The sequence below is a fragment of the Leucobacter chromiireducens subsp. chromiireducens genome (assembly GCF_016758255.1).
Taxonomy (GTDB): domain Bacteria; phylum Actinomycetota; class Actinomycetes; order Actinomycetales; family Microbacteriaceae; genus Leucobacter; species Leucobacter chromiireducens.
The window spans coordinates 143,281-169,343 of sequence record NZ_QYAD01000005.1 but is presented as its reverse complement, the minus strand read 5'-3'; the positions used below and the strand labels follow the sequence as shown (position 1 = coordinate 169,343).

General features: G+C 66.5%; 23 protein-coding genes. 2 read left to right on the top strand and 21 right to left on the bottom strand.

Annotation, left to right across the window (positions count from 1 at the left end):
• Position 1 precedes the first annotated feature (1 nt).
• From secF to leuA, 6 genes are all read right to left on the bottom strand, one after another.
• Positions 2–1,027, bottom strand: a complete 1,026-nt coding sequence (gene secF, locus D3226_RS13530; RefSeq protein ID WP_202383132.1) for a protein translocase subunit SecF — start codon at positions 1,025–1,027, stop codon at positions 2–4.
• 1 nt (position 1,028) lies between these two features.
• Positions 1,029–2,789 (bottom strand): protein translocase subunit SecD, encoded by a 1,761-nt coding sequence (gene secD / locus D3226_RS13525; protein ID WP_420029102.1) that lies wholly within the window; start codon positions 2,787–2,789, stop codon positions 1,029–1,031.
• A gap of 112 nt (positions 2,790–2,901) precedes the next feature.
• On the bottom strand, positions 2,902–3,369 hold the full coding sequence (yajC, locus tag D3226_RS13520; RefSeq protein WP_202383130.1) for a preprotein translocase subunit YajC: 468 nt from the start codon (positions 3,367–3,369) through the stop codon (positions 2,902–2,904).
• A 114-nt stretch (positions 3,370–3,483) separates the two neighbouring features.
• Positions 3,484–4,476, bottom strand: a complete 993-nt coding sequence (gene ruvB, locus D3226_RS13515; protein ID WP_202383129.1) for a Holliday junction branch migration DNA helicase RuvB — start codon at positions 4,474–4,476, stop codon at positions 3,484–3,486.
• Positions 4,473–5,108 carry a Holliday junction branch migration protein RuvA gene (gene ruvA, locus D3226_RS13510; RefSeq protein WP_202383128.1) on the bottom strand — a complete coding sequence of 212 codons (636 nt, stop codon included), beginning with the start codon at positions 5,106–5,108 and terminating at the stop codon, positions 4,473–4,475. The genes ruvB and ruvA overlap by 4 nt, the downstream gene beginning before the upstream one ends.
• A 105-nt stretch (positions 5,109–5,213) precedes the next feature.
• Positions 5,214–6,980: a 2-isopropylmalate synthase gene (leuA, locus tag D3226_RS13505; protein WP_202383127.1), complete on the bottom strand. Its 1,767-nt coding sequence runs from the start codon at positions 6,978–6,980 to the stop codon at positions 5,214–5,216.
• A gap of 193 nt (positions 6,981–7,173) precedes the next feature.
• On the opposite strand from leuA, the gene D3226_RS13500 reads away from it, so the two are divergent.
• Positions 7,174–9,006, top strand: a complete 1,833-nt coding sequence (locus tag D3226_RS13500) for a DUF2207 domain-containing protein (RefSeq protein ID WP_202383126.1) — start codon at positions 7,174–7,176, stop codon at positions 9,004–9,006.
• A gap of 131 nt (positions 9,007–9,137) precedes the next feature.
• On the opposite strand, the gene D3226_RS13495 is transcribed toward D3226_RS13500, so the two are convergent.
• From D3226_RS13495 to lepA, 12 genes are all read right to left on the bottom strand, one after another.
• Positions 9,138–9,512 (bottom strand): DUF5684 domain-containing protein, encoded by a 375-nt coding sequence (locus tag D3226_RS13495; protein ID WP_202383125.1) that lies wholly within the window; start codon positions 9,510–9,512, stop codon positions 9,138–9,140.
• 33 nt (positions 9,513–9,545) lie between these two features.
• Positions 9,546–10,499 carry a GTPase Era gene (gene era, locus D3226_RS13490; RefSeq protein WP_202383124.1) on the bottom strand — a complete coding sequence of 318 codons (954 nt, stop codon included), beginning with the start codon at positions 10,497–10,499 and terminating at the stop codon, positions 9,546–9,548.
• Entirely contained in the window at positions 10,496–11,788 is a 1,293-nt protein-coding gene (locus D3226_RS13485) for a hemolysin family protein (RefSeq protein WP_202383123.1), read from the bottom strand. The genes era and D3226_RS13485 overlap by 4 nt, the downstream gene beginning before the upstream one ends.
• Positions 11,785–12,246, bottom strand: a complete 462-nt coding sequence (ybeY, locus tag D3226_RS13480; protein WP_202383122.1) for an rRNA maturation RNase YbeY — start codon at positions 12,244–12,246, stop codon at positions 11,785–11,787. The genes D3226_RS13485 and ybeY overlap by 4 nt, the downstream gene beginning before the upstream one ends.
• Complete coding sequence (locus D3226_RS13475; protein ID WP_202383200.1) at positions 12,243–13,238, bottom strand: PhoH family protein; 996 nt, start codon at positions 13,236–13,238, stop codon at positions 12,243–12,245. The genes ybeY and D3226_RS13475 overlap by 4 nt, the downstream gene beginning before the upstream one ends.
• A 55-nt stretch (positions 13,239–13,293) precedes the next feature.
• Entirely contained in the window at positions 13,294–13,644 is a 351-nt protein-coding gene (locus tag D3226_RS13470; RefSeq protein WP_202383121.1) for an HIT domain-containing protein, read from the bottom strand.
• 79 nt (positions 13,645–13,723) lie between these two features.
• Entirely contained in the window at positions 13,724–14,482 is a 759-nt protein-coding gene (locus tag D3226_RS13465) for a 16S rRNA (uracil(1498)-N(3))-methyltransferase (RefSeq protein WP_202383120.1), read from the bottom strand.
• Between the two features lie 2 nt (positions 14,483–14,484).
• Positions 14,485–15,582, bottom strand: a complete 1,098-nt coding sequence (gene dnaJ / locus D3226_RS13460) for a molecular chaperone DnaJ (protein WP_202383119.1) — start codon at positions 15,580–15,582, stop codon at positions 14,485–14,487.
• A gap of 54 nt (positions 15,583–15,636) precedes the next feature.
• The gene (gene hrcA / locus D3226_RS13455) at positions 15,637–16,674 is read right to left on the bottom strand and encodes a heat-inducible transcriptional repressor HrcA (protein WP_202383118.1); all 1,038 of its coding nucleotides are present in this window, start codon (positions 16,672–16,674) and stop codon (positions 15,637–15,639) included.
• Between the two features lie 137 nt (positions 16,675–16,811).
• Positions 16,812–18,038: a radical SAM family heme chaperone HemW gene (hemW, locus tag D3226_RS13450; RefSeq protein WP_202383117.1), complete on the bottom strand. Its 1,227-nt coding sequence runs from the start codon at positions 18,036–18,038 to the stop codon at positions 16,812–16,814.
• Positions 18,039–18,041: 3 nt separating this feature from the next.
• Positions 18,042–19,004 carry a DUF1990 family protein gene (locus D3226_RS13445; protein WP_202383116.1) on the bottom strand — a complete coding sequence of 321 codons (963 nt, stop codon included), beginning with the start codon at positions 19,002–19,004 and terminating at the stop codon, positions 18,042–18,044.
• Positions 19,001–20,854, bottom strand: a complete 1,854-nt coding sequence (gene lepA / locus D3226_RS13440) for a translation elongation factor 4 (protein WP_202383115.1) — start codon at positions 20,852–20,854, stop codon at positions 19,001–19,003. Before lepA ends, D3226_RS13445 begins: the two co-directional genes overlap by 4 nt.
• 284 nt (positions 20,855–21,138) lie before the next feature.
• On the opposite strand from lepA, the gene rpsT reads away from it, so the two are divergent.
• A complete protein-coding gene (gene rpsT, locus D3226_RS13435; protein WP_202383114.1) occupies positions 21,139–21,399 on the top strand; it encodes a 30S ribosomal protein S20 in 261 nt (86 codons plus the stop codon).
• 134 nt (positions 21,400–21,533) lie between these two features.
• On the opposite strand, the gene holA is transcribed toward rpsT, so the two are convergent.
• The 3 genes from holA to D3226_RS13420 are packed head-to-tail and all read right to left on the bottom strand — an operon-like array spanning position 21,534 to position 26,007.
• The gene (gene holA, locus D3226_RS13430; protein WP_202383113.1) at positions 21,534–22,547 is read right to left on the bottom strand and encodes a DNA polymerase III subunit delta; all 1,014 of its coding nucleotides are present in this window, start codon (positions 22,545–22,547) and stop codon (positions 21,534–21,536) included.
• Positions 22,548–22,588: 41 nt separating this feature from the next.
• Positions 22,589–25,003, bottom strand: coding sequence for a ComEC/Rec2 family competence protein (locus D3226_RS13425; protein WP_337249006.1), 2,415 nt, complete (start codon positions 25,001–25,003; stop codon positions 22,589–22,591).
• Positions 25,000–26,007, bottom strand: a complete 1,008-nt coding sequence (locus D3226_RS13420) for a ComEA family DNA-binding protein (protein ID WP_202383112.1) — start codon at positions 26,005–26,007, stop codon at positions 25,000–25,002. The genes D3226_RS13425 and D3226_RS13420 overlap by 4 nt, the downstream gene beginning before the upstream one ends.
• Positions 26,008–26,063 lie beyond the last annotated feature (56 nt).

Here is a 26,063-nt window from a genome sequence, read left to right as displayed (position 1 = left end):
GCTACTTCGATTCGGTGGGAGCAGGTACTTCCTCGACCGCGTCCTCACCACGTGCACGACGCACACGAGCGTCATGCCGCTTGATCTCGGGCTCACCCTCGCGCAGGTGTGCGTACGCCGGCGCAGCGATGAAGATCGTCGAGTACGCGCCGACCAGGATGCCAATGAAGAGCGCAAGCGAGATGTCGCGTAGCGTGCCTGCACCGAGCATAAATGCGCCGATGAAGAGGATCGAGCCGACCGGCAGCAGCGCAACGATCGATGTGTTGATCGAACGCACAAGCGTCTGGTTCACGCCCAGGTTGACGGCCTCACCAAAGGTGCGACGCTCATTGAGTTCACCCGGGAGCGTGTTCTCGCGGATCTTGTCGAAGACCACAACGGTGTCGTAGAGCGAATATCCAAGGATCGTCAGGAAGCCGATCATCGCCGCCGGAGTGATCTCGAAGCCCGAGATTCCGTAAATCCCAGCGGTGATCACGAGGTCGTGCAGCAGCGCAACGATCGCCGCGAGCGACATCTTCCAGGTACGGAAGTAGATCGCCATGACCAGCGCTGCGAAGAGGATGAACACCACGAGCGCGATGATCGCCTGCCGGGTGATGTCCTGTCCCCAAGCAGGACCAATGTAGGAGTAGGTGACTTCCTGCTCCTGGACGCCATACGCCTCAGCCAGCGCTGCGGTGACCTCGCGGTTCTCTGCTTCCTTGAGGGCTTCGGTCTGCACACGAATGTCAGTGGGGCCGAGCAGGCTCACGCGAGGCGTGCTCTTCGGCAGCACAGATGCGACGGCCTTCTCAGCCACCTGGGGATCACGTTCCTCACCCTGGGTGAGGTGCACCTGGAACTGGCTGCCACCGGTGAACTCGATACCGAAGCTGAAGCCGCCGCGGAGCATCGGTCCAACGATCGAGAGAATGATGAGCACGATCGAGATCGCGTACCAGCGCTTGCGGCGCCCCACGAAGTCAATCGACTTCTCGCCGGTGTAGAGCGCGTTGCCGAACTCTGAGAATGAGCGAGCCATGTCAGCTCTCCTTTCCGACGGTAGCGCCCGCAGCCTCGGCTGCCTTGCGCTCCGCGATCGTCTGACGGCGTTCCGCTTCCTTCTGGCTTCGAGCGACCTTCTTACCCGCACCCTTTGAAGCGATCACCGGTTCGCGGAACTGCGCACGACCGCGGTAGACCGCGCCCAAGCGCTTCGGGTCGAGGCCCGAGAACGGATGTCCGCTCTGGTAGAAGCGAGTACGCGCGAGGAGGGTCATCATCGGGTGCGTGAAGAGCGCGACCACCAGCACGTCCACGAGCGTGGTGAGACCGAGCGTGAACGCGAAGCCCTTCACGTTGCCGACCGCCAGGATGAAGAGAATCACAGCGGCGAGGAAGTTCACACCGTCTGATGCAAGGACCGTGCGGAACGCGCGCTTCCAGCCGTGCTCAACGGCCCGATCGATCGAGAACCCGTCGCGCAGGGCGTCACGAATCCGCTCGAAGTACACAATGAACGAGTCCGCCGTGAAGCCCACCGCAACGATGATGCCGGCGACGCCCGCGAGCGAAAGGCGGTATCCCTGTCGCCACGAGAAGAAGGTGAGCAGCAGGTACGTCAGCACGCCGGCGATCGCGAGCGACGCGATGGTCAGCGATCCAAGCGCGCGGTACTGGAAGAGCGAGTAGACCACAACGAGCAGCAGACCGATCAGGCCGGCGAGCAGGCCGTAGCCGAGCTGGCTTGCGCCCAGCGTCGCGGAGATGTCTTCCTGGCTCTGCACCGTGAAGTCGATCGGCAGCGCACCGAACTTCAACTGGTCCGCAAGTGCCTGCGACGTCTCCTGCGTGAAGTTGCCACTGATCGAGGGGCGACCATCAAGAATCTGCCCCTGCATCTGCGGGGCGGAGAGGACGCGGCCATCAAGCACGAACGCAAACTGGTCCTGCGGCGTCGGCGCACCGTACAGGCGAGTGCTGATCTTGCCGAAGACCTCGGTGCCCTTCTTGTTCATCGTGATCTGCACGACCCAACCACCGGTGGTCGCACCGTTCTGGTTCGTCGCCATCTGTGCGGACGCGTCTGTGATGACGTCGCCCTTCAGCTCGACCGGGCCGAGGATGTACTTCTGAGTGCCCGTCTCGTCACACGTGATGAGCGGCACATCGGGATCAGCGTTGCCGGTCTCGAGCGCGGCATCGGACTGACAGGTGAACGCGTCGAACTTTGTCTGCAAGCCGGGCGTAATCCACGCGAGGTCACCGGCGTTGTCCGGCTTGGTCTCGGGCACGAGATCCTCGGGCGTGAGCGCGTCAGCCTTGGCGCGGGCCTCGTCGGCCGCGGCGATCGCCTGCTGGCGGGTCTCCTCGGCAGCCTTCTCCGCGTCGGTGAGCTCTACCGGGTTCCCGTCCTCATCCGTTTTGGGTTCGGGCGCGGGCTGCTGCGTGAGATCGACGCCGATTCCGGTGGCGAGCACCGGGCGGAAGTCGAGCTTTGCGGAGGCCTCAATTCGGTTCAGCGTGGCCTCGTCGGCCTTGCCGGGAATCGACACCGAAATGTGCTGATTTCCCTGCGTGGTGATTTCCGCCTCGGAAACACCCGCCGCATCAACGCGCTGACGAATGATGGAGACGGCTTGCTGGAGCTGCTCACCACTGACGGTCTTGCCATCGGTCTGCTCGGCGGCGAGCAGGATCTGCGTGCCTCCCTGCAGATCGAGGGCGAGTTTCGGCGTCCACGTCGCATCGCTTCTGAACACGCCATAGGTGATCAGACCCGCGAGGCCCACGAGGAGGACCAATAGGAAGACCAGGGAGCGACGGGCTCCCCGGACGGCTGGAGTGGACGCCAAAACGACTGCTTTCTCTCAGTGCTGGGGTGGAACGGTCGCGGGTCTCCCCGCAACCACGCGGCTACGCCTTCGGCGTCTGCTCGCCACCCTGCGGGTCGGTGTCCGGGCGATCGGTGTCGCTCTCAGCCGCGGGCGTCTCGGTCTCTGCAGCGGGGGCAATCGACTCTTCAGCGGCCGCGGCAGCTTCGCCGTTCGCGTTTGTGATGCGCTCGCCGAACTCGGGATCATCATCGGGCGCAAGGGTGCTCGTCGCGTCCTCTGCGGGCGCCTCGTTGGGCGTGACGATCTGAGCGATCGCGTTGCGGTGCGCAACGAGGGTCGACGTGCCACTGCGCACGACAACCTTGTTGTCTTCCTCGTCGACCGACTCGATCGTCCCGAAGATGCCGGACTGGAGCATGACCTCCGCGCCCGGACGCAGCCCGTTCTGGAGCTCCTGCATCGCCTGCTGGCGCTTCTTCCCGTTGCGGAACATGAAGAAGATAAGCAGCGCGATCAGCGCAAACATCAGAATGGTAATCGGGTCCATCGGAACTGAGGTCCTTTCGTGGGCGTGCCCGTGCGGTTGCAGTTGGCACAATCCTTACGAGTCTAGCGCTCAGCCTCTGTACCGTGTGTGGGTTTTTCCACCGAATATGCAGCTTTAGCTGGGCGGAACGAGACCGACGTGCTCCCACCCCAGCCGCGTAGCGATTCGACCGCGAGGTGTGCGCGTCACGAGCCCGGTGCGCACCAAGAACGGCTCGACGACCGCCTCGATCGTCTCGGCTTCCTCACCCACCGAGACCGCCAGCGTGGAGAGCCCCACCGGTCCCCCACCAAAGCGCTCGACGATCGCGCGGAGCACCTCGCGGTCGAGGCGATCGAGACCGTGCTCATCGACGTCATAGAGGGCGAGAGCCGCCTGGACCGATGCCGTATCCCCTGGGGTGCCGTGGACAAGTGCGTAGTCGCGCACCCGCCGCAGCAGCCGGTTCGCGATTCGAGGGGTTCCGCGCGATCGGCCAGCAATCTCATCGATGCCGTGATCCGAGAGTTCGAAGCCGAGCAGGCCAGCGGCACGGCGCACCACACTCGCGAGCTCATGGTCCGCGTAAAACTCGAGGTGCGCCGTGAATCCGAAGCGATCGCGCAGTGGGTTCGGCAACAAACCGGATCGCGTCGTCGCGCCAACAAGCGTGAACGGTGCAAGCTCGAGCGGCACTGACGTAGCGCCTGCCCCCTTGCCCACCATGATGTCGACCTTGAAGTCTTCCATCGCGAGGTACAGCATCTCTTCGGCGCTGCGGGCCATTCGATGAATCTCGTCGATAAAGAGCACCTCGCCCGGGGTGAGCGCGGACAGCACCGCGGCGAGGTCCCCCGCGTGCTGAATCGCCGGCCCGGAGGTTTGATGCAGCGGCTTGTCGAGCTCGGCCGCAACGATCATCGAGAGCGTCGTCTTGCCGAGCCCTGGCGGACCCGCGAGGAGGATGTGATCAGGCGTCCGCTGCTGGATGGTCGCGGCATTCAGGAGGAGCGACAGCTGGCTCCGCACCTTCGCCTGACCCACGAACTCGGCGAGCGTTGCGGGCCTGAGGGCCCCCTCGTAGCCCTGCTCCGATGGGGTGGCCTGCGCGGAGAGCTCGCCGGTCACCGCGTGGCCCCGCTGTTCGCGCGGGATCCTGGCCGGCCGGCCTGGAGCAGCGCAAGTGCTGCACGCAACAAGCCCGCATGCTCCTCAGGGGCGCCCGCGGTGAGCGCATCGGCGACCGCGCCCTCCGCGTCGCCCTGACTCCACCCCAGGCCAACAAGGCCCTCGGCGACCGCCTCGGCAGCACCGGTCGCGATGGGTGCGGCCAGCTGCTCGGACTCCGCCCCGAGATCGAGCGTGTCGAGCTTCCCAGCGAGCGACACCACGATGAGCTTCGCGGTCTTCGGGCCGATACCCGACACCTTGCGAAACGGCTTCTCGTCCTCGGCGGCCACCGCGCGCGCAATCTCCGCCGGCGAGAGCCCGGACAAGACACCGAGTGCGCTTCTTGGCCCCACACCGGATACTGCGATGAGGTGTCCAAAGACGTCGAGTTCGGCCTGCTCAGCGAAGCCAAACAGCGTGAGCGAGTCCTCGCGCACCACAAGCGAGGTGTGCATCGATACCACGTCGCCTGGATGGTGCTGCGGTACGCGGCCGCTCGGCACCTCAACACGAACGCCCAGGCCGCCGAGGCCCACTACTGCCCAGCCGACACCCGAGGACAAGACCGGACCCTGAATCGATGCAATCACATCGCCCACCCTAGGGGGTGCCACCGACACGTCGGGCCCGCCACTCCGCGCCATTCGAACAAAAGTACGAATGCGCGAGTGGCGGGCCCGACGTCGGCAAACTCCCTAGACGGCCGCGGCGGCCACCTCCGACTGAGCCGCCCCGCGCACCGCGCGGTTGACCGAGGAGATGATGGCCTTGAGCGTGGCGCGGCTCGTGTCGGGGTCGATGCCGACGCCCCACAGTCGCTGCCCGTCGACCTCGAGGTCCACATAGGCCGCTGCGACGGCGTCGCCGCCGGAGCTCATCGCGTGCTCAACGTAGTCAAAGAGCGTGACGGAGTGACCATCCTCGGTCAGCGCCGCGATGAAGGCGTCGACGGGGCCGTTACCGCGGGCGGTCGCCTGCTTCTGCTCGGTACCGTCACGGTAGTCGACGACGAGTTCGGTGACTCCGTCGCCCGTGCTCGTGGCCGCGGTGCGGAAGATCTCGTAGCGGCCCCAGCGCTCAGCACCATTCCCGTTCGCGGGGAGGTACTCGTCCTGGAAAATGCGCCAGATCGCCTCGCTCGACATCTCGCCACCCTCGCTGTCGGTGACGTTCTGAACGACAGCGCTGAACTCGATCTGCAGTCGACGCGGCAGGTCGAGGTTGTGGTCCGTCTTCAGCAGGTACGCGACCCCGCCCTTCCCGGACTGCGAGTTCACGCGGATGACCGCCTCGTAGGAACGACCCAGATCCTTCGGATCGACAGGCAGGTAGGGAACCGCCCACTCGATATCGTCGATGGACTTCCCGGCGGCTTCGGCATCCTGCGCCATGCGCTCGAAACCCTTCTTGATCGCGTCCTGGTGAGATCCAGAGAACGCGGTGTAGACGAGGTCGCCCGCCCACGGGCTGCGCTCGGGGACGCGGAGCTGGTTGCAGTACTCGGCGGTGCGTCGCACCTCGTCCAGGCGCGAGAAGTCGATCATGGGATCGATTCCCTGCGTGAACATGTTGATGCCGAGCGCAACGAGATCGACGTTTCCGGTGCGCTCGCCGTTGCCGAACAGGCACCCCTCAATGCGATCCGCTCCCGCGAGGTAGCCGAGCTCTGCCGCGGCGACGCCGGTGCCTCGATCGTTGTGGGGGTGCAGCGAGAGGATGACGTTCTCGCGGTGGTTCAGGTTGCGGCCCATCCACTCGATGGAGTCGGCGTAGACATTCGGCGTTGCCATCTCGACCGTGGCGGGCAGGTTGATGATCACCTTACGCTCGGGAGTGGGCTCGAACACCTCGAGTACCGCGTTGCAGACCTCAGCTGCGTACTCGAGTTCTGTGCCGGTGTACGACTCGGGCGAGTACTCGTAGTAAATCTCGGTGCCCTCGGCAATGTGCTCCGCGGCCTTGCACATCTTGGCGCCCTCGACAGCAATCTGCTTGATGCCCTCGCGGTCGGAGCGGAACACCACATCGCGCTGAAGGATTGACGTGGAGTTGTAGAGGTGCACGATGGCCTGCTTCGCTCCGATGAGCGACTCGTACGTGCGGGTGATGAGGTGCTCTCGCGCTTGCGTCAGCACCTGAATCGTCACATCGTCCGGGATCGCGCCCTCTTCGATGAGCTGGCGAACAAAGTCGAAGTCAGTCTGGCTTGCCGAGGGGAAGCCCACCTCGATCTCCTTGTAGCCCATCTTGACGAGCAGATCGAACATGATCCGCTTGCGCTCGGGGCTCATGGGATCGATGAGCGCCTGGTTCCCATCGCGGAGATCAACTGCGCACCAGCGCGGTGCCTCGGTAATCCGCTTGGTGGGCCAGGTGCGATCCGGCAGCTCCACGGGGATGATCTCGTGGAAGGGGCGGTAGCGGTGAATCGGCATACCGGAGGGCTGCTGCGTGTTCTTCATGGGCTCGTCTTTCTCGTCGGGTTCTCATTTCGCTCAGCCAAACACGAACACCGCGACGAGGGAGGCCTGAGAATTAGGACTCGTCGCGGCAGCTAAGGAGAAGCGAGCCGAACAGCATGTGGCCACCCTATCACGGGCGCCGCACCGGCCGAGTCGCCTCGCGGATGTGCCACGCCTGCGTAGGCTGGAGTCCATGACACATCCTCGCCGGTTCGGGCTCTCGCTCTTCACCTTGCTTGGGGCCGTTGGGCTCGCACTGTTCGCACCGGGTGCTGCCTCCGCGAACGCCGATGGCGACTTGGATGCGTTCAGCTACCGCAGCTGGCACGTTGAGATTGCGCTGGATCGCACTGCTGACGGCCGTGCCACCGCGCACGTGGTTGAGCGGATCACCGCGGAGTTTCCCGATGCCGATCAGAACAAGGGGATGGTGCGCGGGATCCCGGACGTGTACCAGGGCGCCCGAACCGATCCCCGAGACTTCAGCGTGACCGACGCGGCGGGCACCCCCATCCCGTTCGAGGTCGACACCGTCAGCTCCGACTCGGGAGACGACTTCCTCGCCGTGCTCACCGGCGACGACCGCTATGTCCACGGTGCGCAGGACTACGTGATCAGTTACACGCTGGACGATGTGGTCCTCGCGCGCGACGACGGGAAGGCCGACGAGTTCTACTGGGATCTCGTACCATTTACGCGCGCTCAGCCGATCGGCGAGTTCGCCGCCGAAGTCACCCTCTCCCCCGCACTGAGCGCGGAACTCACGGGCCAGTCGCGCTGCTACGCCGGGACGGAAGGCTCGAAGTCTGAGTGCACGGTTGCTCGGATTCCCGGCAGCGATCCGGCGCTATTCCAGGTCGCACCGACGTCGCTCGCGCCCAACGAGGGGGTCTCCGTTGCGATTGGGATGGCACCCGGCACGATCACTCAGCCTGAGGAGCGATTGCCGAACTTCACGCTCGATACTTTGCCACTCATTGTTGCGGGCGGCGGCCTTGCCGCGGGCGGTGCAAGCACCCTGGCCGTGGTGCACATGCGGCGTGCGCGACGCGGCACCCGAACGGTCGTGGCCCAGTACGACGTGCCGGCTGGGCTCCCGCCGCTCCTCGCAGGACCGCTCGCGGGTGCGTCGCATCCCACCCCTCCCGCTGAGCTGGTGCATCTGGCACTGCTCGGCGCCACCCGCATTGAGGAGGTGCCACGGAAGGACGGCAAGCCCCGCAAGAAACCGCGTCTGGGCTTCCGCCTGCTCGACGCCACTCGGGTGGGCGATCCGCTGGACACCGCGGCCGTCGATACCCTCTTCGCGGGGAAGGCCGCGGGCACGCTCTTTCCGATCCCGAAGGAGAGCTCGAAGTTCTCCTCGCAGATGACTGAGCTCGCGGCTCGCGGGCCTCAGGCGGCACTCGATCGCGGCTATCAAGAGAAGGTGCGAAGTCCGCTCGGGCGGACGCTGGGCTGTGTGAGCCTCGCGACTGCCGCGGTGCTCGTGGTGTTCGTCGTGTTGGGGGCGTCCACGCGGCTCTCAGCGACGCCGGCGATCGCTGCGATCCTCGCGGTGCTGTGCCTCGGCTTCGGCATCGCCGGGGTCATCAAGCACCGAGTCCTCACCCCCGCGGGCGCGGAGGCACGGAACTACCTGTTGGGCGTCCGCGAGTTCATTCGCGTGGCGGAAGCGGATCGGATCGCCATGCTCCAGGCGGCGTCGACCGCTGAGCGACGCACGGTCGATGGCAGCGAAGTCATCGAGGTGTACGAGCGCCTGCTCCCCTACGCCATGCTGTTCGGACTCGAAAAGGAGTGGGGCAAGGCGCTCGCGACCCGCTATGAGCAGGAGCCAACGTATCTGCCGCTGTGGTACCCGGGGGTCGTTTCGGCAGGGTTCGACAACTTCGATCGCTCAATCTCGCAGCTCACGTCTTCGCTGGCCAATGCGACAAGCACATCGTCCAGCAGCGCGGGCGGTTCGAGCGGGGGTGGCTTCGCGGGCGGTGGCGGCGGCGGCGGCTTCGCCGGCGGCCGCTAGCTCGTTGATCGTCCGCTGACCGCTCCGACCGGGGTAGGTACGCAACACGGGGGTAGGTTTCCACGCATGGAAACCTACCCCCGTGTTGACAAGCGGCCCAGCGCGGGTGCGCGGGTGCGCGACTGGAAGATCTAGCCGCGCGGTCGGTACTGTGCCTCGCCGAAACCGATGATGAAGTAGCCGATCGGGTTCAATAGCCAGAGCAGGAAGATCGCGAACGCGCCACCCTTGCCAAAGCGCTCAGCCATGCGGATCGCGACGAACAGCGCGAAGATAAAGCCCACGATCGGGATGATGTAAAGCAGCGTCATCCAGGCCGAGTAGCCGGCGACCTTGACGAGGATGAAAATGTTGACGATCGGGATGAGCGCCAGAATGCCCGGGTACCCGGCCTTCGAGAAGACCCGCCATAGCGCAATTGCTGAGAGCACGTACCAAACCAGGGCGGCTGCGCCGCTCACTGCGCCGAGCGCGCTGAAGTCGGCCTGTGCGGTGATATCGTCCATCGTTCCCTTCCCCCGCTTCCCGGGGCGGAAGCGTTAGAAGCCGAGTTTACCGAGCGCCTTCGGGTCGCGCTGCCACTCCTTGAGTACTTTGACGCGCATCGACAGGTAGACCCGTCGTCCGAGGAGGGCCTCAATTTCGCGTCGGGCAGTCTCGCCGACGTGGCGCAAGCGAGAGCCACCCTTGCCGATCACGATGCCCTTCTGGCTGTCGCGCTCAACATAGAGTGACGCGTAAATCTCGAGGAGGCCCGGGGTGCCGTCCTCCTCAGGGTCACGCTCAACGCGATCGTCCACCGTGGCGGCAAGCGAGTGCGGCAGCTCGTCGCGCACACCGTCGAGGGCGGCCTCACGGATCAGCTCAGCGATCCGATCGTCCTCGCTCTCCTCGGTCGTCTCTTCCGAGTCGTAGAGCGGAGGCGACTGCGGCATAAGCTCGAGGAGCACGTCCGAGAGCACATCCAGCTGCTCACGCGTCACAGCCGAGATCGGCACCACGGCGTCCCACTCGCGAAGGGTGCCGAGGCGTGTCAACTGATCGATGATCTCGGTCTGCGATGCCTCGTCGACCTTCGTCAGGATGGCGACCTTCTTTGCCCGCGGGAAGTCATCGAGCCGCTCGTTGATGAAGCGGTCGCCGGGGCCGAGCTTCTCCGTTGCAGGCACGCAAAAGCCAATGACGTCGACATCACCCAGAGTTGCCTCCACGAGTGCGTTCAGCCGCTCACCAAGCAGCGTGCGCGGCCGGTGAATTCCGGGCGTGTCCACGATAATCAACTGGCCGTTCGGGCGGTGCGCGATGCCGCGAATGGCCCGCCGGGTGGTCTGCGGCTTCGGGCTCGTGATGGCGATCTTCTCACCCACGAGCGCGTTCGTGAGGGTCGACTTGCCAACGTTCGGGCGGCCCACAAAGGAGACGAACCCGGCACGGAAGTCAGCGTCCGCACCGCCCGCCGCGCTCACTGCGTCGCTCTCGTGCTGCTCCGTCATACTTCTTCCTCCGAGTCTGTTTCGCCCAACCAACGGGCTTCGACGGCCAGCAGTCGCTGCCGTCGACGTTCAAGTGCTGCTGCTGTGAGACCGATGCCGGCGACGGTCACGGTGTCGCCCTGTTCCGGCAAGCGGCCCAGGGTCTTCGCGAAGAGGCCACCCACGGTGTCCACCTCATCATCGTCAAGTTCGATGCCGAACAGCTCGCCCAGGTCGTCCACGGACAAGCGCGCGCTCACCAGGTAGGAGCCGTCGGCCTGCTCCGCCGCTTCAGGAACGTCCCGGTCGTACTCGTCGCTGATCTCACCGAGGAGCTCCTCGATCAGATCCTCGAGCGTCACGAGGCCGGAGATCCCACCGTACTCGTCGACAACGAGCGCCAGGTGGTTCGCCTCCTGCTGCATCTGCCGCAGGAGCTTGTCCGCACGCTGTGTCTCGGGCACAAACACCGCGGGCTTCATCACGCGGGTCACGGGCGACGAGAGCGCTTCCTCGGTGCGGCGCAGGTGGAAACCACTGAGATCACGCAGGTAGGCAATTCCCACCACATCGTCCACGTCGCCGGAGATCACTGGCACGCGTGAGTGACGCGAGGCGATCACGAAGTCGAGCGCTTCACGCACCGTCGCTGTGCTCTCAAGCGTGACCATATCAATCCGCGGCACCATCACCTCGCGCACGAGCGTGTCGCCGAACTCCATGATGGAGTGAATGTACTCGCGATCGTCGTCTTCCAGAAGTTCTTGCTCGGCGGCCTGATCCACCATCGAGAGGAGCTGCTGCTCGTCGCGGATCCGTGAGCTGCCCGCCCCACGGCCAGGCGTGACCCGATCCCCAAATCGCTTCAGCGCGACGGCGATGGGCCCGAGGATCACCGTGATCCCGCGAATCGTTGGTGCCGCGAAGCGGATAACTTGATCCGGATGGTGCGTTCCCACCGTGCGCGGGCTGGAGCCGACAAGCACGAACGTGAGCGCGGTCATCACGAGCGAGGCGAGCACCAGCTCGAGCCAGAGCTCGTCAAGTGAGTACGCAAGCACGAGGGTGATGAGCACCGCGGCGAGCGTCTCCGCGAACACACGCGCAAAACTCAGCGCGTTCGAGTGGCGATCCTCATCATCCGCGATTGCGCGAATTGCGGATCCGGTGCGCGGTGAGGCCTCAGCCAGCGTGAGGAGCTCCGCGCGCGACCGCACCCCCAGCGCGGCGTCCGCTGCGGCGAGCAGACCACCACTCGCGAGCAGAACAACCGCCGCTCCGAGCAGCAGTGCGACGAGCGCAGGGCTCATCGAGAGCGCTCGCGCATGGCGAAGGAGAGGAGCAGATCGCGCTGGAGACCGAACATCTCAGCCTCCTCATCGGGCGTCGCGTGGTCGTAACCCAGCAAATGCAGCATGCCGTGCGTGAGGAGCACGGAAATCTCTTGCGCGAGATCGTGCCCGGCTGCCTCAGCCTGGGCCTCGGCGACCTGGGGGCAGATCACGATGTCGCCCAGCAACCCAGCCGGGGTCTGCGCGTCAACACGGCCGGGGCGCAGCTCGTCCATCGGAAAGCTCAGCACATCAGTCGGGCCGGGCTCGTCCATCCACTGCACGTGGAGCTGCTCAATCGCGGCCTCGTTCACCAGCACCACACCGAGCTCCGTATCCGGATGCACGTGCATTGACTCGAGCACGAACGCGGCGAGCCGCTGCATGCGGCTCTCCTCGACCTCAATCTCCGACTCGTTGTTGATCTCCACGCTCATCGCTGTGCCTCCTCGGCAGTGTCGTTCTCTTCGGCGGGGCGCACCGCCGCCTGGCGCGCAGCGAACTGGCGCTCATCAAATGCTGTGTAGGCGTCGACGATGCGACCCACGAGGCTGTGTCGCACGATGTCATCCGCGCCGAGTTCTGCGAAGTGGATGTCCTCGACGCCTCGCAAAATCTTGTTCACCACGCGCAGACCGCTCGCCTTCGCGGGCACATCAACCTGCGTGATATCGCCCGTGACGACCATCTTCGAGCCGTACCCGAGTCGTGTCAGGAACATCTTCATCTGCTCGGGCGTGGTGTTCTGCGCTTCGTCGAGAATCACGAACGCCTCGTTCAGCGTGCGCCCGCGCATGTAGGCGAGCGGAGCGACCTCGATTGTGCCGCTCGCGAGCAGCTTGGGTACGAGCTCCGCGTCCATCATCGAGCCGATCGCGTCGAAGAGCGGGCGCAGGTACGGGTCGATCTTGTCCTCAAGGCTGCCGGGGAGGTAGCCGAGCCGTTCGCCCGCCTCAACCGCGGGGCGCGTCAGGATAATCTTCGCCACCTCGCGCCGCTGCAACGCCTGCACGGCCTTCGCCATCGCGAGGTAGGTCTTTCCGGTGCCGGCGGGCCCGATCCCAAACACGATGGTGTTCGCATCAATGGCGTCGACGTAGGCGCGCTGACCACGTGTCTGCGGGCGAATCGAGTTGCCACGCACCGAGAGAATGGGTTCGCTCAGCACCTGCGCGGCGGTCGCCCCGCTTCCCTCCTGCACCATACGAGTGACCTCTCTCACGTCGTTTCGGGAGACCGGCCCGCTGCGGCGCGCAATCTCGAGCACCTCGAGTACGACCGCCTCGGCGGCTCGCACTTCAGATGCGGGGCCGCGCAACGTGAGCACCTCGTCGCGGGCGTGGAACGTCACCGTCGGGTGCTGCGCTTCAAGGTCGCGAATGAGCTGGTCACGGTGTCCCAGGAACGAGGCCAAGTCGACGCCGCGCATCAGCAGCGTGCGTTGCAGCTGCGCCGCTTCTGGGGTGGCGTCTGCCGAGGGTGGTTCAGGCTCCACCGAGCGATCCCTCCTCGAGGCCGCCGGCGAGCACGTGCGCGTGCACGTGGAACACGGTCTGGCCGGCCGATGCACCGTTATTGAATACGAGGCGGAACTCGCCGTTGGCGTGTTCGGACGCGAGCTGCTTCGCAACCGCCACCATTTCCGCGAGCGTCTCGGGCTCGGCGGCCGCGAGCTCAACCACGTTGTCGTACGCGGTCGTCTTCGGGATCACGAGGATGTGGACGGGTGCCTGCGGGTGCATATCGGGGAACGCGATGACGCGCTCCGTCTCCGCGAGGAGCTCGACGGGGATCTCCCCCGAGACGATCTTGCCGAACACCGTATCTGCTGCCATGCCACTCATTCTACGCCAGCGCCTCGAATGAGCAGATCGGGATCGGGCCCACTGCCACCCAAACGCACGGGATTGGCACTCACCAGCGACCGAGGGCAACGTTGAGCACCGCGAGCGCGGCGGGGCCGGCGCTCGATGTGCGGAGCACCGTCTCGCCGAGCACGAGGATTGTGGCGCCGGCCGCTTCAAGCGTGTCGAGCTCGGCGTCACTGAAACCGCCCTCGGGTCCAATCACCACACGGATCTCGGCGAGCGGTAGACCCTGCGCGCCGGCGGCCCATGCGCTGAGCGCGGTTTCGCCCCGGGGGTGGAGCACCAGTACGGCGGTGTCCTCGCGTGCGGCGGCGGCCGCGAGATCATCGATCCCGAGCTGATCGGTGACTTCCGGAAGCCAGGCGCGAAGCGATTGCTTTGCGGCCTCGCGCGCAATGCGCTGCCACTTTGCGGTGCCCCGTTCGGCCTTCTCTACGCCGGTCCAGCGAGACACCGAACGCTCGGCGCCCCACGGCGAGATGCCGTCGACGCCGAACTCGGTGGCCTGTTCGACGGCACGCTCGTCGCGGTCACCCTTCGCAAGCGCCTGGACGAGCGTCAGCCGGGTCGCCGGTCGCGCGTGCTCGCGCACGCGGTCAATCTGCACCGCGAAACGCTGCTTCTCCACAACGGTGACGTCGCCCTCCGCGAGCACGCCTGCACCGTTCCCCACGAGGATTCGCTCGCCGACGCGCAGTCGGCTCACCCGCACCGCGTGGTGGGCCTCATCGCCATCGATCTCGATGGTGGCGCCGGCCGCGAACGCCGGTGCGGGCAGCCCCTCGCGATAGTAGAGGTTCGCCACGACTAGCCCTGCCGGAAGAAGCGGTCTCGAATCTTGCCGAAGAAGCCCTGGTGGAACTCACCAAGGTGGGGCGGATCGTCCTTGCGCAGCGTAGCGAACTGGCGCACAAGATCCTTCTCGCGACCCGAAAGCTTCTGCGGGGTCTGTACCTGCACCGCGATCTTCAGGTCGCCCCGGGTCGTGCTGCGCAGACCCTGGATGCCGCGCCCGCGAACCGTGATGACGTCGCCCGACTGTACGCCGGCGGTGACCTCGGTTTCTACCGTGCCGTCGAGGCCTTCGAGGCTCGCCTCGGCGCCGAGAATTGCGTCGGCCATCGACACCTGCATCGTGCAGAGCAGGTCGTTGCCATCGCGGCTGAAGATATCGTGGTGCATCACGCGGAACTCAATGAAGAGATCACCGTTCGGCCCGCCGCCGGGGCCCACCTCGCCGCCGCCCCGCATCTGCAGGCGGGTCCCGGTGTCAATTCCGGAGGGCACGTCGACGTTGAGGGTGCGGCGCTCGCGCACGCGCCCCTTGCCCGCGCACTCCACACAGGGGTGTTCGATGATGGTGCCGTAGCCCTGGCAGCTGCCGCACGGGTGCATCGTCATGACGTTGCCGAAGAGCGAACGAACCTGGCGCTGCACCTGCCCCTGGCCGCCGCACACGTCACAGGTGACGGGGTGCGTACCGGGCTGCGTGCAGCTGCCCTGGCACACCGAGCACAGCACGGCGGTGTTGATCGTCACCTCGCGCTGCACGCCAAAGATGACGTCCTCGAGCGACACGTCGACGCGGATCATCGCGTCGTCGCCGCGCTCGGCGCGCGACCGAGGGCCGCGCTGACCGCCGCCGAAGCCGCCGCCGAAGAAGGTCTCGAAGATGTCCCCGAAGCCGTTCGCGCCGCCCTGGCCGCCGCCCATGTCGTAGCGCTGACGCTGCTCAGGATCGCTCAGCACGTCGTACGCGTGGGTCACGCCCTTGAAGCGCTCCGCCGCATCCTCGCTCGGGTTCACGTCGGGGTGGAGCTCGCGGGCAAGCCGACGGTACGCCTTCTTGATCTCCTCGGGCGTCGCCTCGCGCGATACGCCCAGCGTCTCGTAGTGATCAGCCACGGGTGAAACTCCTCAGGTGTGTTGCTTGGGTGAGTGGAGCAGAAGCTGTACAGGCTACCGCTCCTCCCCCAGAATTCGATTCAGGTAACGGGCGACCGCCCGTACCGCGGAAATATTGCCGGCATAGTCCATGCGCAGAGGGCCAAGCACGCCGATCTTCGAGACTGAGGCGCCCTCTTCCTCATAGTTCGAAGCGATCACGGACGCCGCGGAAAGCCCGTAGGCGTGATTCTCGCGCCCGATCGACGCAGCAACGTCCCGGCCGTCTTGCACGAGCTCGTCGAAGAGCCGCAGGAGGGTGACCTGCTCCTCGATCGCTTCCAGGACCACGGGGAGCGAGCCCTGAAATTCCCCCGGGCGAGAGAGGTTCGCGGCCCCCGCCACGGCAATCCGGTCGCTGCGGTTTGCGCGGAGCTGGGTCTCAACGACTTCCAGCACGCGCCGCACCAGCTCGGCCTCGTCCGGAGTTGACCAGTCGTCAACGCGGTCGGCGAGCTCGGTGATCGCCGCTGCTGCGGCTTCCACGTCGCTCCCCACGGCGGCCGCCGCGATCCGATCGCGCAGGCCGTGTACCCAGGCCTCGGTGACCTGCGCAGCGGGCAACCAAGCGATCTGCTGCTCCACCACGCCGCTGCCAAGGATAAGCACGCAGAGCACACGATCCTCAGCGATCGCCACCAGGTCGATGTGGCGCACCACGGTTCGGCGCAGCGAGGGATACTGCGCGACCGCAACCTGGTTCGTCAGCTGGGAGAGGAGGCGTACCGTGCGACCCATGACGTCGTGCAGATCGCTCGACTCCCCGAGGAACCGCTCAATCGCGGTGCGCTGCGCGGCCGTCAGCGGGCGCACCTTCGCGAGGGTGTCAACGTATAGCCGGTAGCCCTTGTCCGTGGGCACCCGCCCCGAGGAGGTATGCGGCTGGGCGATCAACTCGTCGTCTTCGAGCAACGCCATGTCGTTGCGAATCGTCGCTGCGGACACGCCGAACTGGTGTCGATCCACGATTGCTTTGGATCCGACGGGCTCGTTCGACGAGACGTAGTCACTCACGATCGCGTGCAGGACGGCCAGGCTGCGTTCTGAAACCACTCGCCCCTCCTCGCCGTCTTGCCGGGTTGGCACTCCCAAACCCTGAGTGCTAAGTCTAGCGCAGCACCTGCGCACTGCAGCCCGCCTCGCTCAGAGCGAACCCGCGTGTCTTCCGCAGAGCTCACTCCGGGCGGCGTTCACGCACCCAGCAATCGGTGCACCACAGTGTCTGCGAGGAGTCGACCGCGCAGCGTCGGCACGATGCGGCCGCCAATCGCGGCTCGGCCGTCGATGAGCCCGTCAGCGATCAGCTGTGGCACAGCCCGGCGTTCATCTGCCGTCAGGGTGTCCGTGGAAAGGCCGTCGAAGATCCGAGTCTCAAGCAGCACGCGCTCCTCGCGACGAGCATCGTCGGTCAGCGTCTCCCGCGAGTGCGCGGGCGAAACTTCCGCGTGCACACGGCTCGCGTAGGCGCCCGGATGCTTCACGTTCCACCAGCGTACGCCGCCGACGTGGCTGTGCGCGCCCGGCCCTGCTGCCCACCAGTCCTCACCGGTCCAGTACGAGAGGTTGTGGCGCGAGCGTGTGTCCGCGGAGCGCGACCAGTTGCTGATCTCGTACCAGCTGAACCCCGCCTCGGCGAAGCGCGCGTCCGCCAGCTCGTACATCTCTGCGTGGAGATCCTCGTCCGGCTCCGCAACTTCACCGCGCTTGATCTGCGCGGCGAGCTTCGTGCCGGCCTCAACAATCAGCGCGTAGGCGGAGATATGATCCGGTTCGCTCGCGAGCGCTGCGTCAATCGAGCGCTGCCAGTCGTCGAGCGACTCCCCTGGCGTGCCATAGATCAGATCGACGCTCACCTGCAGGCCGGCTTCTTTCGCCCAGGCCACAACCTGTGGCACACGCTCCGGGGTATGGGTGCGATCGAGCGTGGCCAGCACGTGCGGCACGGCCGACTGCATCCCCACGCTCACCCGCGTAAAACCCGCCGCTGCAAGTTCGCGGAGGTAGTCGAGGTCCACCGAATCCGGGTTGGCCTCGGTGGTAACCTCGGCCCCAGGGGCGAGGCCCCACTCGCTCTGGATCGTGCTCAGCATCGAGGTGAGGTCAGACGCGGGCAAAAGCGTCGGCGTGCCTCCACCAAAGAACACCGTCGAAACTGGCCGCTCAGGAAGGCCCGATTCGCGGAGCACGCGCGCTCCGAACTCGAGCTCCCACTGCACCTGCTCGGCGTACTCATCGCGACGGGTCCCGCCGAGCTCGCTTGCCGTATAGGTGTTGAAGTCACAGTAGCCACAGCGCACCCTGCAGTACGGCACGTGGACGTAGACGCCAAAGCGGCGATCCTCGGCCCCGGCGATCACGCTCCCGGGGAGCGCTCCGTTCTCGGGTGCGGGATCGCCCTCGGGCAGCACACTCGGCATGAGCTACGCCGACCGCGGCGAGCTTGGCCGCCGCTGATGCGAGTTGCTCGCGGTGGGAGCGTCGCTCGCAGTAGACGGCACTTCTGGGCGCACTTCAGCCGCTGCTTCGGTTTCGACCTCTGTCGCTGCTTCGCCCGCAGTCTCGGCGTCAGTCTCGGCTTCCTCCGCGTCGGTCTCAGACAGCTCGATCACCGCGGTGACGGGAGCCTCATCGACGACCTCCGCGGGTGCCGCTGGTTCCTCCGATGCCTCGGCAGGGGGCGTGGGCTCGGGGGCGACGTCGGCGACAGCGTCCCCGCTGGCACCGAGCGTTGCGCTCGGCTGAGCGCCAGGCAGCAGTGCGGCAAGTTGCGCGCGCACCGCTGCAACCGCGCCGCGCACCTCGGCGCGTGCGCGCAGACCAAACAGCCCACCCTTTGGCGCAGCAAGAAAACCGCGCGCGACCGCCCACACCGTGTCATCGTCGCGCAGCTCGACCGTGAAAAGCTGCTCGCCAACGGCACCGTTCTCGTCGCTCGTGCCCCAGGCGAAGCCGATGACGCGGGCCTCGGTGATCGTGTAGATCACCAGCACCGCTCGGTCTTCGTTGCCCGGGATGCTGAGCGTCGCACGAGTACCCGCAACCACGAACGGCTCACCATTCGGGCCGAAGTGCTCTTCAGGCTCTGCGGCGGCCTGCGGCACACCGTCGCTGTCGAACTGCGGACCCTGGTACTCGGATCCGGCGCCGCGCTCGTTCTCGGTCACCGTCGCGCCAGCACCTCGCTGGGCACCCCAGGTCATGAGCAAGCTCGAGGCCAGGATGAATCGCTCCTGGCCGCTCCCGAGACGCAGCTCCTCTCGGTACGGCGTGCTGCCCTCCGGCGGGAAGCGCAGCAAATCGGGTGCGCGCGAAGCGCCCACCGCGGCGTACGCAACGGGCATGTCGACGTGACTCTTGCGCCGGGTTCCTTCCCCAGAGCTCATCGCTTCGACTGCTCCTTGCCCTCCACATCGCCGGAAAGCGCGGCAATGAAGGCTTCCTGCGGCACCTCGACGCGACCGACCATCTTCATGCGCTTCTTGCCTTCCTTCTGCTTCTCGAGCAGCTTGCGCTTCCGGCTGATGTCGCCGCCGTAGCACTTGGCAAGCACGTCCTTGCGGATGGCGCGGATGTTCTCTCGAGCAATAACGCGCGCGCCAATCGCCGCCTGAATCGGGACCTCGAACTGCTGACGCGGGATCAGCTTCCGCAGGCGCTCCGTCATCATCGTGCCGTAGTGGTACGCGTTGTCGCGGTGCACGATCGCGCTAAATGCGTCGACCTTGTCGCCCTGCAGCAGGATGTCAACCTTCACGAGGTCGGCTTCCTGGTCTCCCATGGGCTCGTAGTCGAGGCTCGCGTAGCCCTGCGTGCGGCTCTTCAGGTGATCGAAGAAGTCGAACACGATCTCACCGAGCGGAATGCTGTAGCGCAGCTCGACGCGCTCGCCCAGGTATTCCATGCCCAGCAGGCTGCCGCGACGGCTCTGGCACAGCTCCATGATCGCGCCAACGTAGTCCTTCGGCGCGAGGATGGCGGTCTTGACGACGGGCTCACGCACGCTCGAGATCTTGCCATCGGGGTACTCGGACGGGTTGGTCACAGTGACGGTGCCGCCGTCCTCGGTGACCACCTGGTAGACCACGCTCGGCGCGGTCGCGATCAGGTCGAGATCGAACTCACGGCGCAGACGCTCCGAGATGATCTCAAGGTGCAGGAGGCCCAGGAAGCCACAGCGGAAGCCGAAGCCAAGCGCCACAGACGTCTCGGGTTCGAACTGCAGCGCGGCGTCCTCAAGCTTCAACTTGTCGAGCGCCTCGCGCAGAATCGGGTAGTCGCTCCCGTCGAGCGGGTACAGCCCCGAGAACACCATCGGCTTCGGATCGGTGTAGCCGGGCAACGCCTCCGTTGCAGGGTTGCGCTTCGCGGTGACCGTGTCGCCCACCTTCGACTGACGCACGTCCTTCACGCCGGTGATCAGGTAGCCGACCTCGCCAACGGCAAGGCCCTTGGTTGGCGTGGGCTCAGGCGAGGACACACCGATCTCGAGCGCCTCAAGATCCGATCCGTTCGACATCATCTGGATCTTCTCGCGCGGGCTGAGCTTTCCGTCGACCATGCGCACGTAGGTCACAACGCCGCGGTACGGGTCATACACGGAGTCGAAGATCATCGCGCGCGGCGGCGCATCAGCGACACCGACGGGAGCCGGGATGCGTGCGACCACAAGGTCGAGCAGTTCCTCGACGCCGGCGCCGGTCTTGCCCGAAACCTTCAGGATCTCGTCGGGGTTGCCGCCGATCAGTTCGGCGATCTCGCGCGACACCCGTTCGGGGTCGGCGGCGGGAAGATCAATCTTGTTCAGCACGGGAATGATCTCGAGATCGTTCTCCATCGCGAGGTACAGGTTCGCGAGAGTCTGAGCCTCGATGCCCTGCGCTGCGTCGACGAGGAGGATCGCACCCTCGCACGCGGCGAGTGAGCGAGATACCTCGTAGCTGAAGTCGACGTGACCGGGCGTATCGATCATGTTGAGGGCGTAGGAGTTGCCATCGGCATCCCAGTGCATGCGCACTGCCTGCGACTTGATCGTGATGCCGCGCTCGCGCTCGATATCCATGCGATCGAGGTATTGCGCCCGCATCTCGCGGTCAGGGACAGTGCCCGTGACCTGCAGCATACGGTCGGCAAGCGTCGACTTGCCGTGATCGATGTGCGCGATGATGCAGAAGTTGCGAATGCGCGCGGGGTCGGTCGACGCCGGGACTGGGGGGTTGACGCTGCGTGGAGACATTGTGAGCCATTATCGCACGGCCCACGTGCGAGGTGTCCATTTCACGCGCGTGCGCGCGGCGCGTGTGATCAGGGGCATATCTTCCAGGCACGCGCTCCCCGAGGCGTCGCACTCGTGGAGGCAGAGCGCAACACACCTCCGAGAAGACGTTTCTCTGGGCCCGGGCGTCTGATAGAGTGGACTCTTGGCTTGCGTGTGGCTCACACCACACAACCCGCAAGGTGCCCTCTCTCGCCGCGCGGATCCATCTGTTTCACCCGTACCGGATAAGGACACACCACAACGTGGCAAACATCAAGTCGCAGATCAAGCGCATCAAGACCAACCTGAAGGCGACTGAGCGCAACAAGGCGTACAAGAGCGAGCTCCGCACCGCCGTGCGCGCTACCCGCACCGCGATCGCCGCTGGCGACAAGGCGCTTGCGCAGGAGAAGCTGCAGCTTGCCACCCGCAAGCTCGACAAGGCTGTCTCCAAGGGCGTCATCCACAAGAACCAGGCTGCGAACCGCAAGTCGGCTCTCGCTGCGAAGGTTGCTGCGCTCTAAGCTTCTGGCTTTCTGACCCACACGGGTCACGAAGGGGCTCCGCTTCGGCGGGGCCCCTTTTGCATGCCCCGGGGTTCGTTCAGTACCACCCCGTCCACCCCGCGCAGAGCCGGTTGCCTGCGCGGGGTAGTGAGTTAGCGGGCGCGGCCGCGCCGCGCAACGAGCAGCACGAACTTCTCGAGCGCGTACTCCGGGTCGCGGGTGCCGCCCTTGAGCATCCATTCCGTTTCGGCAGCCTGGTCAATACAGCGGGCAAGGTCACCCTCGCGCCAACCGCGAACCTCCCGCTGCGCGCGCTCAACCTGCCACGGTGCCATGCCGAGCTCCTTCGCGAGCTGACCGCTGCTGCCGCTCGCGCCGTAGACACGAGCGAGCGCTCGCACCTTCATGTTGAGCGCGGCGAGCAGCGGGATCGGGTCCGTGCCCGTGGAGAGCGCCTGGCGCAGCAGCACGAGCGCATCTGCGCCACGACCCGCCGTCGCTGCATCGGCCACCCGGAACGCGTTCGTCTCCACGCGCCCCTCGGTTGCGCGGTTCACCTCATCCTCACCAATGCGCGCGCCGACATCAGAGACAAGCTGCGCACACGCACCCGCGAGCTCACCGATACCGCCGGAGTACGCTGCCGCGAGCATGCGTGAGGCCCCAGGGGTCGCTTGCGCGCCCAGGCGCCGGAACTCCGCCTGCACAAAGGCGAGGCGGTCTGCGTCCTTCTTCACTTCGGGGCAGGCGATCTCGATGGCACCCCCCGTGCCCTTGCGGAGGAGGTCCAGGAGCGCCTTTCCGCGCTGACCCCCCGCGTGGCGAAGCACCAGCACGGTGTCCTCTGCAGGCTCAGCGACGTAGCGCTTCGCGTCTTCGAGGAACGCATCAGAGCACTTCTCAACGGCCTCAACACGGATGAGACGCGGCTCCGCGAACAGCGAGGGGCTCGCTACCGTGAACAGCTCGCCCGCGGCGTAGCTCGCCGCATCAATGTCGTGCACCTCAAGGTCGGGGTGCGCTTCAAGGAGCTGAGCGCGGATCGACTGACCAGCACGGTCCGCGAGAAACGCCTCGGGCCCGCTCACGAGAACAACCGGGGCCGGCCGGGCCTCGGACCACTCGATCTGCGGGGACTTCGCTGGGGTACTTCGTGCTGCTGCCACCTACTCAGCCTAGCTGGGACCGGTGACACTCGGACGCTGCCTCACGGCTGCTCGGGCTTCCCATCGGGGTACTCGGCCCACACCACGATCCGGCCTGGCTCACCACTGAGCGCGAGCGTGCCGGCCGTGTCGGTGCGCCACACCGCAGTTCCTGCGCTCTCGAGCTGACGCAGCGTTTCTCCCGCCGGGTGCCCATACCGATTTCCCGCTCCCACCGAGATCACTGCAAGCTCGGCACTAGCCGCCGCGGCAATGCACGGGTGTTGATCACGCGAGCCGTGGTGCGCAACTTTCAGCACGTCAGCGCGCACGGCTCCGACCAAAGCCGCGCATGCGGTGGCTTTTGCGTCAGGTACTCCATGCCCAGTCAGCAGCGCACGCTGTGCGGCGCGTCCCGTATCTCCCGTGAGCAGCACCGTGAGTTCACCCGCGTACACCTGCAAGACCACGCTTGCACCGTTCGCATCCGGGGGCGTGATCCCGCGACGTGGACCAAGGGCACGCCAACGCACTGCATCGCCGCCAAGGTCGCCGTCCCAGAGCATCGTGAGTGGCACTCGCGCTGCCACAAGCTCGGCAACGAGCGACCGCTGTTCGCCGTCCTCTTGATTGGGTGGTGCAATCAACGCCTGTTCCGTGCGGTCGAGCACCTCGCGAAGTGCGCCGATGTGATCGCGGTGATCGTGGCTGAGGACCAGCCAGGCGAGTGAGCGCACCCCAAAGCGATCGAGGCACGCGCGAAGAGCCGCTGGATCGTCCCCGGTGTCCACCAGCATGACCTCGCGTGGCGCGCTCGGATTGCGGATGAGGATCGCATCCCCCTGCCCCACATCGCACACGACGACGCTCCAGTCCTGAGGCACCGCGAGTCGGCACACCGCGGGCACCAGGAGCGTCGGGGCGACAAGTGCCCCCATGCCCACACCGACGAGCATCGCCGACGCTCGGCGCGTACTCGCCCTCGGCTTGGGTGGGTCGCGCCAGGGTGCGCGGCGGTGCGGCCTGCGAACAGAACTCCGAACCGCCAGCACACACCCGAGTAGCAGGAGGGACTCCGAGGCCGCGAGGAACACCGCCCCCGGCCAGCCGGCAGGCCACGGGAGACGCGCGAGCGGGAGCCCCGCGCTCACCGCCGCAGTGCCCATCACCCATCGTGCGGGGAGCGTTGCGAGGCTGAGCAGCAGGGTCCCGAGCGGCGTTGAGAGCGGAAGCATGAGGAGCGCAAGCAGGCCAAGCCCTGTTCCCACCGGCGCCGCTGGGGCAGCGAGCACATTCGCGAGCACGGCGACGGCCGAGATCTCCGGCTGGAGGAGAATGAGGAACGGCGCGCAGGCAAGCTGCGCGACGAGCGCGACCGCCACCGGTAGCGCGACCCACCCGGGCAGTCGCACGCGATGCCTGAGCACACCGGCGACCGGCGTGGCGGCGAGCAAGATCGCAAGGGTCGCGACCACCGACAACACGAATCCCGGGTGGAGCGCCTGCCACGGGTCGCGGACGAGCAGCACGAGAACGGCGACGCCGAGCGCGGGCAATGAGATCGCACGACGCCCACCAAAGCGCGACAGGAGTATCACCGTCGCCATGGCTGCCGCGCGGTACACGCTGGGCTCCGGGCCCACGACGATGACGAAGAGCAGCAGCGAACCTGCCTGCACGGTGATCCGCGTACGCCGTCCAAGCCGAAGCCAAGCAGCGAGCTGGCCGACCCCGCCAGTGACGAGCGCACAGTTTGCACCGGACACCGCCACGAGGTGGGTGAGGCCGCTCGCCCGCATCTGCGAGCTGAGCGTCTCGCTCACGAGGGAGGTGTCGCCGACTGCGAGGCCGGGAACGAGCTCGGCACCGGGGAAATCGTCAGCTCGGACGTTCAGTGCAGCGCGCAATGCTGCCGCGGTTCGCTCCGCTGGTGGCGCGGGCTCACTCAGTTCGACCTCACGCACACGGATGCCCGCAGCGGCGGACGAGCTGGGCTCAAGGGCCACGAGTCGTCCTCGAACACGCAGCTGCGCCCCGGGCGCCCACTCGGCAGTGCCACACCCGTGGACGCGCTCGCCGCACCAGAGGAGCACCGGCGCGATCCCACGGGTTGTCTGCGTGGTGCCGGCGGCCCAGGGAAGCCCCGTTGATCCGAGGGAGACAAAGCCCGTGAGGCGCACCTCGCGTACCGCATCGGCTGGGCCCTGGCGAAGTTCGGACCGCGCCGCCTCGCCGGCGCTGAGCTGGACGCCGAGCAGTACCAGACACGCAGCTGCGATCAGCACGGACACAAGGGCGCTCCCCCGCCGAACCCCTCGGTGTCGACGCTCGCGCCACAGCACGGCCGCGAGGGCGCTCACGCCGAGCCCCGTACCCACCCAACTCAGCCAGGCACCACCGCCGAGTGGCAGCACGATTGCGGTGGCGAGCCACACGGCAAGCGCCGGCGCGAGCACACGCCAGTGGCCCGGCGTCACGGCACCACGTACTCTCGCAACCCGTCGAGGGTCTTATCGCCAATCCCCGGGACCTCAAGGAGCTGCTCGACGGACGCGAAGCCGCCATTCGACTCGCGCCACTCGAGGATTCTCGCCGCGAGCGCCGGCCCGATGCGCGGAAGCGTTTCCAGCTCCGCGGCGCTCGCGCGGCTCAGGCTCACGAATTGCGCGGTCGGCTGCGCGGCTCCCCCGCCAGGCTCACCCCTTGCAGTCCCATCCGTTCCGGGCGCAATCCCGTCGGCCGCGCCTGGCGGCCCGGCAGCAGCAGCCTCCTGCGCGTTCGGTACGCGCAATTGCTCTCCGTCTTGTAGCGTGCGCGCGAGATTCACCCCTGCGAGCTCCGCGGCTGCCGTCGCCCCACCGGCGGCAGCAATCGCATCAGCAACGCGGGCAGCGGCTGCCAGCTCGACGAGCCCGGGGTCACGGACCTCTCCCACTACGTGGATCCACAGCGTCGCGCCACTCCCTGCTGCGTCGCTCGGTGGGCTGTCACCCGCCGCCGGGAGCGCGTGCGGTTGTGCTCCCTCGGCAGAAGTCTCGCCGGGCGACGCGTTCGCCACTTGTTTGCCTGGCGCCCCTGGACTCACTCGACTCACTGGACTCGCCGCGCCACCGCTGCGCACGGCAGCCACACCAACCGCCACCAGCACGACAATGACGAAGACGGTGACCCCTGCCCAGACAGGAGCCCGCAGCGCGCGGAGCACGCGCTCGCGCCAGGGCAGCGTCGGATCCCGACGCAACGCCGGCCGCGCATCCTCATGGCTCGCGGCGACGCGCAGGCTCTCCGGTGCAGCCCGCTCAGCTCCCCGGTGGCCTGCCGGGTCCGGTGCCCTTTCCGTGACGGGTGCTTCCTCCGGAGCGTATTCGGGTGCGCGCTCGCTGAGTTCCGCAAGCACCCGTTCAGCGCTCCACGCGCGCGTAGCCACACGGTCACGCCGAGGCGGTCCCGTCGCCTGAAGCGGGGCAGGGTGCTGAGTCATGCCGCCACGTTAGGCGCGTCACTGCGCGCGAGCGGAACCGTCTCGCCAGGAGCCTA